Here is a 15,754-nt window from a genome sequence, read left to right as displayed (position 1 = left end):
CGACAACGACAATCAAAGTTTGAGACGGTGTTTTGTCCCGGTTTTATTCCAGCGTCCAGACGTACTGCACCGCTGTCCACGCCTGTTCCGGCTTGCCATCGATCATGGCTGGCTTGAATCGGCATTTGCTCAGAGCCGATTGCGCGGCCCGGTCCAAGTCTCGGAAGCCACTTGACTTCGCCAGCTTGGCTTCCAACACGCGACCATCGACACCAATCAGGAATTGCAGGGTCGTGGTACCCGTTTCTTCATTGCGTTGCGACGAACGCGGATATTCCGGACGTGCGCAAGTATTAAAGTCTGCTACTGCTTCGCTGCGGCTGACGCCACGCGGTGCCGGTGGTGCTGGCGGTGCCGATGGAGCCGGTGGTGCAGGCGGTGCCAGCGACGTGGTCGGTGGCGGCGTCTGCGTCGCAGCGGCGATCACGTTCTGCGGCGGTGGCGGCTGCTGCACCTGCACTTCGACCGGCGGGATGAATGGAGGCGGTGGAGCCTTCATTTCCGGCGGTGGCGGCGGTGGCGGGGTTTCCGGTGGTGGCGGCGGAGCCACTTCTTCAATCAGCTTGGTCTCCACAGCTTCGGTCACCGTGCTGACGATCCGGGTCCCCAGGCCAGCAACGAGTGCCCAACCCACAAGGATGTGGAAGATGAGCACAACGATGAATCCTGTGAAATTTTTCCCGGGTTGCTTTTCGTTCGAAAAATTCATGCCATATTTCTCCAATGCCAACTCTTTTTTGTTGCTACCAAACCCACTAAATACGACGGAAACCTAGAGCCGCATCCGGGACATTCGAGGAATTATACCTACGAATTCTTTTTTGCACATACATTTTTACGGCAGCGAAAGGACCGCTAACTGCTTGTAAATGCTGGCAAACCAGCTCATCTATACAAGAACGGATGGGCTGCACGGCGGGGTTTGGAGGTCCGGAAAATGTGTCGTGTTATCTATGGATTCTCCTCGTTACGTGGAAGATCAATGCTCAGGCTGGTTTAGCCAAATTATTGTCGTTAATTGTGTTGTATGGCAAATTTCCTATGACGATGCGACGGCTTTTGTGCAAACTATCGCTGTTCACCGAGTCTTGCATCGGAGAACGAATCACCTGGAACAGGTACCTTCCTTCACAAGCTATAGATAAAAGTTATACGACTTCTCACCATTGAGATAACTCAACCGTGCGTCTAACAGGGGTTCAACTTCACAGGAATGAAAGCTGCGAGGCCCCACACCTGCTTCGCCAAACTATATTACTTAGTTTTGCTAGGTACTTCACCACCATATTGCCATGACGTAGATGTGACAGCGCCAACATGTGATGACGGCAACATACCATGAAATTCCGATATTGGCGATATCAAGCGAACACAAGTACGTACGTGATCCTACGCACACGTGGTATTGACAGGTGAAGTGGGCTGAAAAGCAGGGGCGGGATCGGCGCGCAGGCCGATCCGTGGGTGAAGGGAGAGCCGATCAGCGTGTGCGCTTTTCGCGCCGGCACTCGATGAAGCTGACGACATGGCCGTCGGGATCGGCCGTCTCCAGGCGCACGTCGAAGCCCCACAGGCGGGCCACGTGCTTGAGGACCTCTTGCGCCTGCTGGTTGAGCGGGCGCCGGTTGTACTGCGTGTGACGCAGCGTCAGCGCGCGGTCGTCGCGTGTATTGACCTGCCAGACCTGGATGTTCGGCTCGCGGCTGCCAAGATTGTATTGTTCGGCCAGCTTGTGGCGTACATAACGGTAACCGGCGTCGTCGTGGATGGCTGAAATGGACAGTTTGTCGCTGCGATCGTCGTCCAGCACGGCAAAGAAGTGAAATTCGCGGATCAGCTTGGGCGACAGGTACTGCGCAATGAAACTCTCGTCCTTGAAATTGCGCATCGCAAAGTCCAGCGTCTTGCGCCAGTCGCTGCCGGCGATGTCGGGGAACCAGGTGCGGTCTTCATCGGTCGGGTGTTCGCAGATGCGGCGGATGTCGCTCATCATGGCAAAACCGAGCGCATACGGGTTGATCCCGCTGTAATACGGACTGTTGGCCGGCGGCTGGTAGACGACATTGGTGTGGCTTTGCAAAAATTCGAGCATGAAGCCGTCGCCGACGATGCCCTCCTGGTACAGGTCCTGCAGAATCGTGTAGTGCCAGAACGTGGCCCAGCCTTCGTTCATGACCTGGGTCTGGCGCTGCGGATAAAAGTATTGCGAGATCTTGCGCGTGATGCGCACCAGCTCGCGCTGCCACGGTTCCAGCAGCGGCGCATATTTTTCAATGAAGTACAGCAGGTTTTCTTCGGGCTCGGGCGGAAAGCGCACGGGCGCGGCGCTGTGTACCTGCTCTTCGCGCAGCGGCAGCGTGCGCCAGATGGCGTTGACCTGCGACTGCGCGTAGTCTTCGCGCTCTTTGGTGCGCGCCGCCTCTTGCGCCACTGACAGCTTGGCCGGGCGCTTGTAGCGGTCCACGCCATGGTTTTGCAGCGCATGGCATGAATCGAGCAATTCTTCCACCGCATCGATGCCATGCCGCTGCTCACATTCGGCGATGTAGTTCTTGGCGAACACCATATAGTCGACGATGGCGTCGGCGTCAGTCCAGCTTCGGAACAGGTAATTACCCTTGAAGAAGGAGTTGTGGCCATACGCTGCGTGCGCGATCACCAGCGCCTGCATCGTCAGGCTGTTCTCTTCCATCAGGTAGGCGATGCAGGGATTGGAATTGATGACGATTTCGTACGCCAGCCCCATCTGCCCGCGGCGGTAGCTTTTCTCGGTGCTCAGGAAATGCTTGCCGAACGACCAGTGGTTGTATGACACCGGCATCCCGACCGAGGTGTAGGCATCCATCATTTGCTCGGCGGTGATGATCTCAAGCTGGTTCGGGTAGGTGTCCAGGCCATAGCGTTTGGCCACACGCCTGATTTCTTCGTGCGCCTGCTCGATCAGGTCGAAAGTCCATTCCGACTGTTCGGGCAGGGCGCGCGGGTTGTCCGGATCTCTTGGCATGAGGCACCTCGCTGCGGTTGGCTGGTTCGGCTGTTCGCGTGGCTACTTGGCCTGCTTTTTAAACAATTCCCGGAACACCGGATAAATATCGGCCGGGGTCACGATCTTTTGCATCGCGAAGTTGCGGTGCTGGCTGGCGACGTCGCAGTATTGTTCCCACAGATTCTGTGGCGGGCCGTCCGTGATTTCGACATACGTGTAGTACTGCACGCGCGGCATGATCGCATTGGACAGGATCTGCTTGCACAGCACCGAATCGTTGTCCCAGTTGTCGCCGTCGGAGGCTTGCGCCACATACGCATTCCAGTCGGCGCTGCCGTAGCGTTCGTTGATGACTTTTTGCAGCAGGTGCAGGGCCGACGACACCACGGTGCCGCCCGACTCGCGCGAATGGAAGAACTCGTTCTCGTCGACCTCGGCCGCCGCCGTGTGGTGGCGGATGAAGATCACATCGATTTTCTCGTACACGCGTTTCAGGAACAGATACAGCAGAATGAAGAAGCGCTTGGCCGTGTCCTTGCGGGTTTCGTCCATCGACCCCGACACGTCCATGATGCAGAACATCACCGCTTGCGTACTTGGCTTGGGAACCTTGATCCGGTTGGCGTAGCGCAGGTCGAACGGATCGATGAACGGAATCGCATTGAGCCGGATCCGCAGGTGATGAATGTGGTCCCGCAGTTCGATAACGCCCTGGTCGTCGCTAGGTGCGCCTTCGTCGAACAAGGCCTGCAATTGTTCCTGGGCCTCGGCCAACTGGCGCCGCGTCGGTCCGCCCACGGCAATGCGCCGGCCCAGGGCGCCGCGCAGCGAGCGCAGCACGTGGATATTCGAGGGCGTGCCCGAGACGTTGTAGCCGGCGCGCTGATTCTTGTATTCAATGGTCTGGGTCAGCTGCGTCTTGACCATATTCGGCAACTCGAGGTCTTCGAAGAAATAATTCATGAATTCTTCGCGCGACAATTCAAAGATGAAATCGTCTTCGACGGTCTGGTCGCTGTTGCCGGGGCGACCGCGGCCGGCGCCGGCGCCACCGCCGCGCGGGCGGCTGAACTGGTCGCCTTTTTGGTATTCGGTATTGCCGGGGTTGACGGTTTCCCAGACGCCGCCATGGGCGTGGCCGAAGTGGGGCTCGTTCACATCCTTGACGGGAATGGTGACCTTTTCGCCGTTTTCGATATCGGTGATCGAGCGGCCCTTGATGGCGCGGCCGACGGCATCCTTGATCTGCGCCTTGTAGCGGCGCAGGAAGCGTTCGCGGTTGACCGCAGACTTGTTCTTGCCCTGCAAGCGACGGTCGATGAGGTAAGTCAAAACAGGCCTCCTGCTCAATGTAAGCGCGGATCTGGCGTGTTGGACACGCCGTTGGCGCTGTGGCGCTGCCTTTTCAACAGCAGCGCCCTTATCTTAATACGCTACGTGAACGGACGTGCGACGCACGCACAGCGCGGGACGTTGCCGGCGGGCGGCCTGCGGCCAGCCGACAACGCTGTCACTCATGCGCTGTCACTCATGCCCCGTTGCTCATACGCTGTTGCTTACGACGATTTGCGCACGCGCAGATACCACTCGCACAGCAACCGCACCTGCTTCGGCGTATAGCCTTTCTCGACCATGCGCGCCACGAAATCGGCATGCTTGTTCGCATCCTCGGTATTCGCCTTTGCATTGAATGAAATCACCGGCAGGAGTTCCTCGGTATTCGAGAACATTTTTTTCTCGATCACGCTGCGGAACTTTTCGTAACTGGTCCAGGCGGGATTTTTGCCAGCATTGGTGGCGCGCGCACGCAGGCTGAAATTGACGATCTCGTTGCGGAAATCCTTCGGATTCGAAATCCCGGCCGGCTTTTCGATCTTTTCCAGTTCGGCGTTGAGCGACTCGCGATCGAAACTCTCGCCGGTATCGGGATCGCGAAATTCCTGGTCCTGAATCCAGAAGTCGGCAAACGTGACGTAACGGTCGAAGATGTTCTGCCCATACTCGGAATAGCTTTCCAGGTAGGCCGTTTGAATTTCCTTGCCGATGAAGTCGACATAGCGCTGCGCCAGGTGTTCCTTGATATACGACAGGTAGCGCTGCTCGGTTTCGGGCGGGAATTGCTCGCGCTCGATCTGCTGCTCGAGCACGTACAGCAGGTGCACCGGATTGGCCGCCACTTCGGTATTGTCGAAATTGAACACCTTCGACAGAATCTTGAAAGCAAAGCGGGTCGACAGGCCGTTCATGCCTTCGTCCACGCCCGCGTAATCGACATACTCGTGCAGCGACTTGGCTTTGGGGTCGGTGTCTTTCAGGTTGTCGCCGTCATACACGAGCATCTTGGAATAGATGCTGGAATTGTCGGGATCCTTCAGGCGCGAGAGCACGGCAAACTGCGACATCATGCGCAGCGTACCCGGGGCGCAGGGCGCCTTGTCGAGCGACGAATTGCGCAGCAGCTTGTCGTAGATTTTCACTTCGTCCGACACGCGCAGGCAGTACGGCACCTTGACAATATAGATGCGGTCGAGGAACGCCTCGTTATTGCGGTTGTTGCGGAAGGTCTTCCATTCGGACTCGTTCGAGTGCGCCAGCACGATGCCGTCGAACGGGATCGCGCCAAAGCCTTCGGTGCCCTTGTAATTGCCTTCCTGCGTGGCCGTGAGCAGCGGGTGCAGCACCTTGATCGGCGCCTTGAACATCTCGACGAATTCCATCAGGCCCTGATTGGCCAGGCACAGGCCGCCCGAATAACTGTAGGCATCCGGATCGTCCTGCGAGAAATCCTCGAGCTTGCGGATGTCGACCTTGCCGACGAGGGACGAGATATCCTGGTTGTTTTCGTCGCCCGGCTCGGTCTTGGAAATGGCGACCTGCTTGAGGATCGACGGATAGCGCCGCACGACGCGGAACTTGTTGATGTCGCCGCCAAATTCATGCAGGCGCTTGACGGCCCAGGGACTCGGCACCGCGCGCAGATAGCGGCGGGGAATGCCGTAATCTTCTTCGAGGATATTGCCGTCTTCGTCTTCACTGAACAAGCCCAGGGGCGACTCGTTGACGGGCGAACCCTTGATCGCATAAAAGGGCACCAGCTCCATCAGGCTCTTGAGTTTTTCGGCAATCGACGATTTGCCGCCACCGACCGGGCCCAGTAGATACAGGATCTGCTTGCGTTCTTCCAGGCCTTGCGCCGCGTGGCGGAAATACGAAACGACCTGTTCGATCACTTCTTCCATGCCATAAAACTCGCGAAACGCCGGGTAGATCTTGATGACCTTGTTGGCGAAGATGCGCGACATGCGCGAATCGAGACGGGTATCGACCAGCGTGGGTTCGCCAATGGCGGCGAGCATGCGCTCCGGTGCGCTGGCATAGGTCAGCGGGTCACGCTTGCACATCTGCAGGAACTCGGACATCGAGTATTCCTCTTCGCGAGTACGCTCATAGCGGGCCGTGTAATTTTCAAAGATGCTCATTGAATTTCCTTTAATGTGCCAACAACGAATCACTGTCACAGCAGCGCATGGCGCTGCCCGGGGGCCCGGTTATTTTTGGCGTACTCCTTGTTCGGTCGTCACGTGCGGCGCCAGTGTGGTCGGCGTCGTGGATGGTGCGCGTGCGATTGCTTGTTGTCGATCCGGAAATATCGAACTAACCGCAGTATGGAGAGCGTCTTTTTGCGTTACTGAAATTTATTATGTCCCTAATAGTTTCCGAAGTCAAAGTCGTGTTGCACGACATGATGAAGTGGTAACAAGTGCTTGATTTAACAATAAAAAATTCGGTTTTTGCCTGCGCTGCGCGTGCGTGCGGGGCGTCATGCAAAGCGTAGCGAGTTTTCGTCAACGGTACAACAGGCGGTGCACGCGCATCGTGCGCGGCCCATGATGAACTTACGCTTTTTCGCTATGGCATGAGCCGATTGCACGCATGCGTTACACTTGCCGGTCGCCTTAACGCGCGACCTTATTCACTGAACACCTGTTGGAGAACACCATGCTAGACGATCGCTTGCGCACCCTGCTGCAGAACATGCCCAAGGCTGAACTGCACATCCATATCGAGGGCTCGCTCGAGCCAGAACTGATTTTTGCTCTGGCACAAAGAAACAACGTCCAGCTGGCCTATGCCTCGGTCGAAGCGTTGCGCGACGCCTACGCTTTCAGCGACCTGCAATCGTTCCTCGACATTTATTATGCGGGTGCCAGCGTGTTGCTGACCGAGCAGGACTTTTATGACATGACCGCCGCCTACCTGGCGCGCGCCCATGCCGACAATGTCCGCCACACCGAAATCTTCTTCGACCCGCAAACACACACCGCGCGCGGCGTGCCGTTCGAGACCGTCATCAACGGCATCTGGCGCGCCTGTCAGGATGCGCCACTCAGCGCTGAACTGATCATGTGCTTCCTGCGCCATCTGTCGGAAGACGACGCGATCGCCACGCTGGACGAGTCGCTGCCGTACCGCGACAAGTTCATCGGCGTGGGCCTGGATTCGTCCGAGGTCGGCCATCCGCCCGAGAAGTTCGCGCGCGTGTTCGAGCGCGCCCGCAACCTGGGTTTGCGCCTGGTCGCGCATGCGGGCGAAGAAGGGCCACCGGCCTATATCGAAAGCGCGCTCGACGTGCTCAAGGTCGAGCGCATCGACCACGGCGTGCGCAGCCTGGAAAGCCCGGCGCTGGTCGAGCGCCTGGTGCGCGAGCAGATGGCGCTGACCGTGTGCCCGCTGTCGAACATCAAGCTGCGCGTGTTCGACGTCATGGGTTCGCACAATCTGCGCACCCTGCTGGACGCTGGCCTGGCCGTTACGGTCAACTCGGACGATCCGGCCTATTTCGGCGGCTACGTCAACGAGAATTACTTCGCTGCGTTCGACGCCTTGCCGCTGGATGCCACGCACGCGCGGCAACTGGCGCGCAACAGCTTCCAGGCCGCCTTCATCGATCCGGAGCGCAAGCGCGCCTTCCTGGCCGAAGTCGACGACTTTTTCGCCACCGCTTAATCCAACCACGGAGCGACGCCATGTTCGTCCAGGCACTTCGCATGACGGCGCGCGACTGGCGCGCCGGTGAACTGCGCTTCCTGCTGGTGGCGCTCATCGTCGCCGTGGCGGCGCTCACGTCGGTCGGCTTCTTCACTGACCGTATGCGCGCCGGCATGGACCGCGACGCGCACCAGCTGCTGGGCGCCGACCTGCTGGTCAAGACCGATGACCCGGTGCCCCAGGCCTGGCGCGACGAAGCGGCGCGGCGCGGCCTGCTGCTGGCCGACACCGTGACCTTCCCGAGCATGGCGCAGGCCGGCGAGGGCGATGACTCGCTGGCGCAGCTCTCGTCGATCAAGGCCGTGTCGACAGGCTACCCGCTGCGTGGCCAGATGAAGATCACGACCGACCCGGTCGCGGCCAGCGGCGCGCGCGGCGAACCGACACGCGCCGTGCCGGCGCCCGGCACCGTGTGGGTCGATCCGGGCTTGCTCGCCCAGCTGTCGACGCAGGTGGGCGGCATGCTCACGCTGGGCAACAGCCAGTTGCGCATCACGCAGCTGATCGCGACCGAGCCCGATAAAGGCGCGTCGTTCGCGAACTTCGCGCCGCGCGTGATGCTGTCGATGGCCGATCTGAAGGCGACGGGCCTGGTGGACGATTTCGCGCGCGTGGACTTCCGCCTGCAGATTGCCTCGACCAACCGCAACGACCTGGCGGCCATCAAGGCCTACGAAACCTGGCTGCGCGCGCAGATCAGGGACGGGAACCTCAAGGGCGTGCGTATCGAGACGCTGGAGAACGGGCGCCCTGAAATGCGCGCCACGCTCGATCGCGCGGGCTTGTTCCTGTCGCTCGTGGGCCTGTTGTCGGCGATGCTGGCAGCGGTGGCCGTGGCGATGGCGGCGCGCCGCTTCATGAGCCGTCACCTGGATGCCTGCGCCATGCTGCGCTGCCTGGGCCTGACCCAGAACCAGGTCACCGTCATGTACGTGACCGAATTTGCCCTCGTCGGCTTGCTGGGCAGCGTGCTCGGTGTGCTGGTGGGCTTCGGCGCGCACTTCGTGCTGCTCGAACTGATCGCATCGCTGATCCGCACCGAGCTGCCGCCCGTGTCGATCCTGCCGGCGCTGCAGGGCGTGGCCACGGGCATGCTGCTGCTGGTGGGCTTTGCACTGCCGCCGATTCTGCAATTACGCAATGTGCCGCACAACCGCGTGATCCGGCGTGAAGCCGGCGCGCCGCAACCGGCCGCTTTGGCGACTTATGGCCTGGGCGTGGGCGCGTTCGTCCTGCTGCTCTATTGGCAGGCGCGCGACCTGACGCTGGCGCTGATCACGGCCGGCGGCTTCCTCGGCGGCTTCGCGGTGTTTGCGCTCGTGGCCTGGCTGGGCCTCAAACTGCTGCGCCGCATGCGCAACCTGTTCCCGCAGCAGGCCTGGCGCTTTGCCGTCACGTCGCTGCAGCGCCGGCCCGGCGCCACGGTCGTGCAGGTGGTCTCGCTGTCGCTCGGCCTGATGGCGCTGCTGCTGCTGACCGTCGTGCGGGGTGACCTGATGGCGGCCTGGCAGTCGGCCACGCCGGCCGACGCGCCGAATCGCTTCGTGATCAACATCCTGCCCGAGCAGACGAAGGGCGTCGAAGACCAGCTGCAGGCGGCCAATGTGAAGGAGCCGGTACTGTTCCCGATGATCCGCGGGCGCCTCACGGCGATCAATGGCGCCGCCATCAAGAGCGACACCTTTGCCGACGGCGAGGCACGCCGCCTGGCCAACCGCGAATTCAACCTGTCGACGACCAACGCGCTGCCAGAGGGGAACGAGGTGGTCGAGGGCGCCTGGTTCAGGGATGCCCCTGGCCTGGCCGAAGCGTCGGTCGAAAAAAGCATCATGGACCGCCTTGGCCTGAAGCTAGGCGACAGCCTGCGCTTCGACATGGCAGGACTGATGGTGGACGCGAAGATCACCAGCGTGCGCAAGCTCGAATGGGGCTCGATGCGCGCCAACTTCTTCGTCATCATCAATCCGGCCGCGATGGCCAATGCGCCGACCACCTACATGACGGCGTTCCACGTGCCGGCCGAAGGCGCGAACCTGGGCAATGCGCTCACGCGCGCATATCCGAACCTGACCGTGGTCGACGTCTCGGGCATTATCCGCCAGCTGCAGGATGTGCTGGACCAGGTGGTGGTCGCGGTCGAATTCCTGTTCCTGTTCACGCTGGCCTCGGGCGTGCTGGTGCTGTATGCAGCGTTGATGGGATCGACCTCCGAGCGCACGCGTGAAGGCGGCCTGCTGCGTGCGCTGGGCGCAACGCGCCAGCAACTGGCGCGGGCGCAGCGGATCGAGTTCGTGCTGGTGGGCGGCCTTTCCGGCCTGCTCGCCGCGACGGGCGCTGCGGCGCTGGGCTGGGCGCTGGCGACGTACCAGTTCAAGTTCCCGTGGACGTTCGCGCCGGGCGTGTGGCTCGCTGGCCTGGTGGTGGGGATCCTGTGCGCGATTGTCGGCGGCTGGTTCGGCTTGCGCGGCGTGCTGCGTCAGCCGCCGCTGCAGACGTTGCGGGAGGCGTAAGCCATGCAAGATACGCAAGCCGACACGCCAACGCTGTACGAGATCATGGGCGGCGCCGAGCGCCTGCGCGCGTTGGTGGACCGCTTCTATGACCTGATGCAGCTCGAGTCAGAGTTCGCCAGCATCCACGTGATGCACCCGGTGCCCAACGACAGCTCGCGCGACAAGCTGTTCATGTTTTTGTCCGGGTGGATGGGCGGCCCGGACCTGTATATAGAACGCTACGGCCATCCGCGCCTGCGCGCGCGCCACCTGCCGTATGCGATCGGCACCAAGGAGCGCGACGCGTGGCTGCGCGCGATGGCGTGGGCGATGGAAGACCTGGGCTACGACGAGGCGCTGCGGGTGCGCCTGCTGACGTCTTTCTTCGAAACCGCCGACTGGATGCGCAACAAGGCCGATTGACACGATGACGACAGCAGAAATCCTGATCCTGGTGGGCCTTGCGCTCATCATCGCATTGCTGGTGCTGGTCTTGCTGCGCCTGCGCGGCAGCGGCGGCGGCAATGGCGCGCACATCGAACGGCTCGAGCGCGAGCTGCGCCAGGAACTGCAGGCCAGCGCGCAGTCGACGCGCCAGGAAACCGCCGGCCACCTGGCCCAGTATCACAACGCCTCGGTCCAGCAATTTGACAGCATGCGGCAGCAGATGCAGCTGCAATCGAGCAGCGGGCGCGAAGAGCAGGCGCGCGCGCTCAAGCGCTTTGCCGACACGCTGCAGCAGACGCTGGGCAACCTCACTGAATCGAACGCCCAGCGCATGCTCGAAGTGCGCAACACACTGGAATCCAAGATCCGCGATCTGCAGGCGGACAATGGCAAGCGCCTGGAAGAGATGCGCCAGACGGTCGATGAAAAGCTGCACGCGACGCTGGAGACGCGGCTGACGGAATCGTTCCGCCAGGTGTCCGAGCGGCTGGAAAAAGTCCACCAGGGCCTGGGCGAGATGCAGCAGCTGGCCATTGGCGTGGGTGACCTCAAGCGCGTGCTCACCAACGTGAAGACGCGCGGCACGTGGGGCGAGGTGCAGCTGGAGATGCTGCTCGAGCAGGTGTTGACGGTCGAGCAGTATGCGAAGAACGTCGAGACGGTGGCGGGCTCGAACGCGCGGGTGGAGTTCGCCATCAAGCTGCCGGGCACCGTCGACGGCGGCGCGCCACTGTGGCTGCCGATCGACGCCAAGTTCCCGAAGGAGCAGTACGAGCGCCTGCAGGCCGCGGCCGACATTGCGGACGCGGAAGGCGTCATTCGCGCCGGCGCCGAGCTGGAGCGGGCAGTGCGGCGCGAGGCGCAAACCATCTGCGACAAATACGTCTCGCCGCCACAGACGACGGACTTCGCGATCCTGTTCCTGCCAACCGAAGGCCTGTACGCCGAAGTAATGCGCCGCCCGGGCCTGGCCGACGACCTGCAGCGCACGCTGCGCGTGACGATCGCCGGCCCGTCGACACTGAGCGCCTTGCTCAACAGCCTGCAAATGGGCTTCCGCACGCTGGCGCTGGAAAAGCGCTCATCCGAAGTGTGGCAAGTGCTGGGCGCAGTCAAAACCGAATTCACGAAATTCGGCGACGTGCTGGCTGCAACGAAAACGACGCTGGAGCGCGCCGCCAAAAACATCGAAAACGCCGAAGTGCGCAGCCGCCAGATGGCCCGCAAGCTCAAATCGGTCGAAGCGCTCCCAACCGAAGCCGCCCAATTACTCCTGGGCTCTGACGGCCTGGAACGCGAAGACTGACAGCACCCCTACAATTTCCCCCAAGTCACAAAAACAATCAGGGTCAGAGTAGAATTAATGGGCAATTACCCAATGTTGTCAAACAATTCGACTCTGACCCTAATTGTTTTAGGGTGTTTTTAGCCGCCAAATGCCAAATCTAATTCCGGCCGGAACTCAATTTCCAGGATGACTCGATTTAGTCGAAAAAACAGCCAAAATTAATTAGGGTCGGAGTCGACTTAATGGGCAATTACCCAAAGTTGTCAAACAATTCGACTCTGACCCTAATTGTTTTGTAAGGGTCTGGGGGCAAGAATTTGCTGATTGCGGTAGGTGTGGCGCTGCCTTATCGGCTTAGAACAGGCCTTCGAATGGGAGGATGTCGACCATGTCGCCGGCGGCCACGCTGCCTTGTCCGTCGTGCAGGACGACCATGCAGTTGGCTTCGGACATTGAGCGCAGGATGCCTGAGCCTTGGGCGCCGGTGAGGCGCACTTCGGGCGTGCCGTCGGCGCCGCGCGTGATGATGCCGCGCTGGTATTCGGTGCGGCCTGGTTTCTTGCGGATCGCTTCGGATGAGCGCGCCTGCAGCAGCGGGAGTGGGGCGTTGGCGCCCATCATTTGCAGCAGCGCGTCGCGTGCGAAGAAGTAGAACGACACCATCACGGCCACCGGATTGCCCGGCAAGCCGAACAGGAAGGCACTGCGGCCGTTCGATGTGACGCGCCCGAATGCCAGCGGGCGGCCCGGGCGCATGCCCACTTTCCAGAAGGTCACGTCGCCCAGTTGTGCCATCACCTGTTTGGTGTAGTCGGCGGCGCCGACCGAGACGCCGCCCGACGTGATGATCGCGTCGGCGTTTTCGCAGGCGGTGCGCAGCGCGTCTTCCAGCGCTTCCGGGCTGTCGCGCACGACGCCCATGTCGATGATCTCGCAGCCCAGGCGCTGGAGCATGCCGTAGATCGTGTAGCGGTTGCTGTCATAGACGCAGCCTTCGCCCAGCGGCTCGCCGATCGAGCGCAGCTCGTCGCCGGTGGAGAAGAACGCCACGCGCAGGCGCCGTTGCACGGGGATTTCGGCAAAGCCCAGCGACGCGCACAGGCCCAGGTCAGATGGCCGGATGATGCGGCCGGCCTTCAGGGCGGCGCTGCCGGCTTTCAAATCTTCGCCGGCCAGCCGGCGGTTGTCGCCAGCGCGGATGGCGCCGGCGCGCACGGTCATCGCGACATCGTCGCCGCTGTCGGCAAATTCCTGCGGCAGCACGCTGTCGCAACCGGCCGGCATCACGCCGCCCGTCATGATGCGCACGCATTCGCCGGGACCGGGTACGACAGCGGACGGCTTGCCGGCATACACGATATCGACCACCTTGAACGTCGCCACGCCGTCCTGCGGCAGGTCGGCGCCACGCAGTGCGTAGCCGTCCATCGCCGAATTGTCGTGCGCGGGCACGTTGATCGGCGAGACCATATCGCGCGCCAGCACGCGGCCCAGGCTTGCGCGCAACGCCACCATTTCGACGGCGCGCACCGGCTGGACGAATTCGCGGATGATGCGCTGGGCGTCGCGCACCGGCAGCGCGTTCGGGTCATAGCCGTTGATGCAACTGGCCACCTGGGCCAGGCTGGCAGGGAAGGCCGGTTGTTCGAGCCCGCGCAGCTCGTCGAGCGTGTTGATGTTGCGGAACGCGTCGGCGTCGTCGAACACGACTTCAACGGCCTTGAGGTCGCGGTACCAGCCGTCGACCCGGCGGCCACCCTGGGCCAGATAGGCCGACAACACGGGCAGCCGGTCAGCGCGCACCAGGCAGAACACGGGATGCGGCTGGACCAGCATGCCGGCTTCCTGCGTCGCGGCGTAGGCCACGTCGGCGTCGTGCTCTTGCAGCGCCGCGAACAGGCGCGCGGCCAGGTCAAGTGGCAGGAATGGCGAATCGCACGGCACCGTCAGCAGATACGGCGTGGTGCAGTGACGCAAGCCCGTTTCAAGCCCGGCCAGCGGGCCCGGAAAATCCGCCATTTCGTCGGTCAGCACGGGCGCGCCAAATGCGCGGTACGTGTCGAGATTGCGGTTGGCGCTGATCAGCAAGGGCCCGACCTGCGGCCGCAAACGCGCCAGTACGTGCTCGACCATCGTGCTGGAGCGGAACGGCTGCAAGCCCTTGTCCACATTGCCCATGCGCGAGCCACGCCCGCCCGCCAGAATCAACCCGCTGATCAATCCTGCCTCCATCGTTTGATTAACCACCGGCTGTCAGCCACCAATATAGGACATTTCAACCCGGCGCGGCCCGTCCAGCTGGCCCGTACCGGTCTCTGCCGAGCGGGTCTCGGAATAGCGGTCGGCCCGGCCGCGCCACAGTTGCGCGATGGCGCCGCTCAGGGCCAGGTCGTCATGCCCTTCGCGCAGCAGTGCGCGCATATCGTGGCCGCGCGTGGCGAACAGGCAAGTGTAGAGTTTGCCTTCGGTCGACAGGCGCAGACGGCTGCAGTCGCCGCAGAACGCTTGCGTGACGCTGGAAATCACACCAATTTCGCCGTCGCCATCGACGTAGCGCCAGCGCGAGGCGGTCTCGCCGCTGTAGTTGGCGGCCACCGGTACCAGTGGCAGCTCGGCCGAGATGCGGCGCACCACGTCGCCCGACGGCACCACGTCGCGCATGTCCCAACCGTTCGACGCGCCCACATCCATGAATTCGATGAAGCGCAGGATTGTCGGCGAGCCCTTGAAGTGGCGCGCCATCGGCAGGATCTGGTCGACGTTGGTGCCGCCCTTGACGACCATGTTCACCTTGACCGGCCCCAGGCCCACCGCGTGCGCGGTGTCGATGCCGTGCAGCACATCGGCCACCGAAAAATCGACATCGTTCATGCTGCGGAATACGCCGTCGTCGAGCGCGTCGAGTGATACCGTGACCCGGTCCAGGCCCGCATCTTTCAGGGCTTGCGCCTTGCGCGCCAGGATCGAGCCGTTGGTCGTCAAGGTGAGGTCGAGCGGACGGCCGCTGGGGGTAGGGAGTGCACGCAACATGCCCACCAGGCGTTCGAGATTCTTGCGCAGCAGCGGCTCGCCGCCCGTCAGGCGCAGCTTTTCGACGCCGTGCGCGACGAACAGGCGCGCGACGCGCGTGATCTCTTCGAACGACAGCAGGTCGCCGTGCGGCAGGTATTGGTAATCCTTGTCGAACACTTCCTTCGGCATGCAATACACGCAGCGGAAATTGCAGCGGTCGGTGACGGAAATGCGCAAGTCGTGCAGCGGCCGGCCGAGCGCGTCGCTCAGCAGGCCCGTAGGTGCTTCCGGCACGGCCGGGACCCGCAGCTTCGATGAGCGCAGGTCATTGATAAGGATGATTTTTTCAGCCATTCCAATACGATAGCATGCGCCCGGGAATACTGCCGGGCGAGGGTGTGTCGTTGGAGGGAGTAACGAGGCCCAAATGCGTCGTTCCCGCGAAGGGCGGGAACCCAAGGTGCCAGCGTTATCGCAACG

At 61.8% G+C, this 15,754-nt stretch carries 10 protein-coding genes; 4 read left to right on the top strand and 6 right to left on the bottom strand.

Going from position 1 to position 15,754, the window contains the following annotated elements:
- Window positions 1-43 precede the first annotated feature (43 nt).
- The 4 genes from ACZ0AJ_RS15055 to ACZ0AJ_RS15040 form a co-directional block, all read right to left on the bottom strand.
- Window positions 44-709, bottom strand: a complete 666-nt coding sequence (locus ACZ0AJ_RS15055; protein WP_183555796.1) for an energy transducer TonB — start codon at window positions 707-709, stop codon at window positions 44-46.
- A gap of 771 nt (window positions 710-1,480) precedes the next feature.
- The gene (locus ACZ0AJ_RS15050; RefSeq protein WP_499455290.1) at window positions 1,481-3,004 is read right to left on the bottom strand and encodes a SpoVR family protein; all 1,524 of its coding nucleotides are present in this window, start codon (window positions 3,002-3,004) and stop codon (window positions 1,481-1,483) included.
- 42 nt (window positions 3,005-3,046) lie between these two features.
- Window positions 3,047-4,318 (bottom strand): YeaH/YhbH family protein, encoded by a 1,272-nt coding sequence (locus ACZ0AJ_RS15045; protein ID WP_499455289.1) that lies wholly within the window; start codon window positions 4,316-4,318, stop codon window positions 3,047-3,049.
- Window positions 4,319-4,542: 224 nt separating this feature from the next.
- A complete protein-coding gene (locus ACZ0AJ_RS15040; protein ID WP_499455288.1) occupies window positions 4,543-6,465 on the bottom strand; it encodes a PrkA family serine protein kinase in 1,923 nt (640 codons plus the stop codon).
- A 520-nt stretch (window positions 6,466-6,985) separates the two neighbouring features.
- Between ACZ0AJ_RS15040 and ACZ0AJ_RS15035 the strand changes: the two genes are divergently transcribed.
- The 4 genes from ACZ0AJ_RS15035 to ACZ0AJ_RS15020 are packed head-to-tail and all read left to right on the top strand — an operon-like array spanning window position 6,986 to window position 12,280.
- Window positions 6,986-7,993: an adenosine deaminase gene (locus tag ACZ0AJ_RS15035; protein WP_499455287.1), complete on the top strand. Its 1,008-nt coding sequence runs from the start codon at window positions 6,986-6,988 to the stop codon at window positions 7,991-7,993.
- Window positions 7,994-8,013: 20 nt separating this feature from the next.
- Window positions 8,014-10,545: an ABC transporter permease gene (locus ACZ0AJ_RS15030; RefSeq protein ID WP_499455286.1), complete on the top strand. Its 2,532-nt coding sequence runs from the start codon at window positions 8,014-8,016 to the stop codon at window positions 10,543-10,545.
- Between the two features lie 3 nt (window positions 10,546-10,548).
- Complete coding sequence (locus ACZ0AJ_RS15025; protein WP_499455285.1) at window positions 10,549-10,950, top strand: group II truncated hemoglobin; 402 nt, start codon at window positions 10,549-10,551, stop codon at window positions 10,948-10,950.
- A 4-nt stretch (window positions 10,951-10,954) separates the two neighbouring features.
- The gene (locus tag ACZ0AJ_RS15020; protein ID WP_499455284.1) at window positions 10,955-12,280 is read left to right on the top strand and encodes a DNA recombination protein RmuC; all 1,326 of its coding nucleotides are present in this window, start codon (window positions 10,955-10,957) and stop codon (window positions 12,278-12,280) included.
- Between the two features lie 336 nt (window positions 12,281-12,616).
- Here the strand turns inward: ACZ0AJ_RS15020 and moeA are convergent, their stop codons facing one another.
- Entirely contained in the window at window positions 12,617-14,482 is a 1,866-nt protein-coding gene (moeA, locus tag ACZ0AJ_RS15015) for a molybdopterin molybdotransferase MoeA (protein ID WP_499455480.1), read from the bottom strand.
- A gap of 33 nt (window positions 14,483-14,515) precedes the next feature.
- The gene (moaA, locus tag ACZ0AJ_RS15010; protein ID WP_258835385.1) at window positions 14,516-15,628 is read right to left on the bottom strand and encodes a GTP 3',8-cyclase MoaA; all 1,113 of its coding nucleotides are present in this window, start codon (window positions 15,626-15,628) and stop codon (window positions 14,516-14,518) included.
- Between the last annotated feature and the right edge of the window lie 126 nt (window positions 15,629-15,754).

The organism is Telluria sp. AC161 (assembly GCF_979258535.1).
This window is presented reverse-complemented; position numbering and strand designations above follow the sequence as displayed.

What these genes read in the sequence shown, in the direction of transcription:
- ACZ0AJ_RS15055 (WP_183555796.1), bottom strand. Translation starts at nt 709, where the DNA reads ATGAATTTTTCGAACGAAAAGCAACCCGGGAAAAATTTCACAGGATTC.
- ACZ0AJ_RS15050 (WP_499455290.1), bottom strand. Translation starts at nt 3,004, where the DNA reads ATGCCAAGAGATCCGGACAACCCGCGCGCCCTGCCCGAACAGTCGGAA.
- ACZ0AJ_RS15040 (WP_499455288.1), bottom strand. Translation starts at nt 6,465, where the DNA reads ATGAGCATCTTTGAAAATTACACGGCCCGCTATGAGCGTACTCGCGAA.
- ACZ0AJ_RS15035 (WP_499455287.1), top strand. Translation starts at nt 6,986, where the DNA reads ATGCTAGACGATCGCTTGCGCACCCTGCTGCAGAACATGCCCAAGGCT.
- ACZ0AJ_RS15030 (WP_499455286.1), top strand. Translation starts at nt 8,014, where the DNA reads ATGTTCGTCCAGGCACTTCGCATGACGGCGCGCGACTGGCGCGCCGGT.
- ACZ0AJ_RS15025 (WP_499455285.1), top strand. Translation starts at nt 10,549, where the DNA reads ATGCAAGATACGCAAGCCGACACGCCAACGCTGTACGAGATCATGGGC.
- ACZ0AJ_RS15020 (WP_499455284.1), top strand. Translation starts at nt 10,955, where the DNA reads ATGACGACAGCAGAAATCCTGATCCTGGTGGGCCTTGCGCTCATCATC.
- moaA (WP_258835385.1), bottom strand. Translation starts at nt 15,628, where the DNA reads ATGGCTGAAAAAATCATCCTTATCAATGACCTGCGCTCATCGAAGCTG.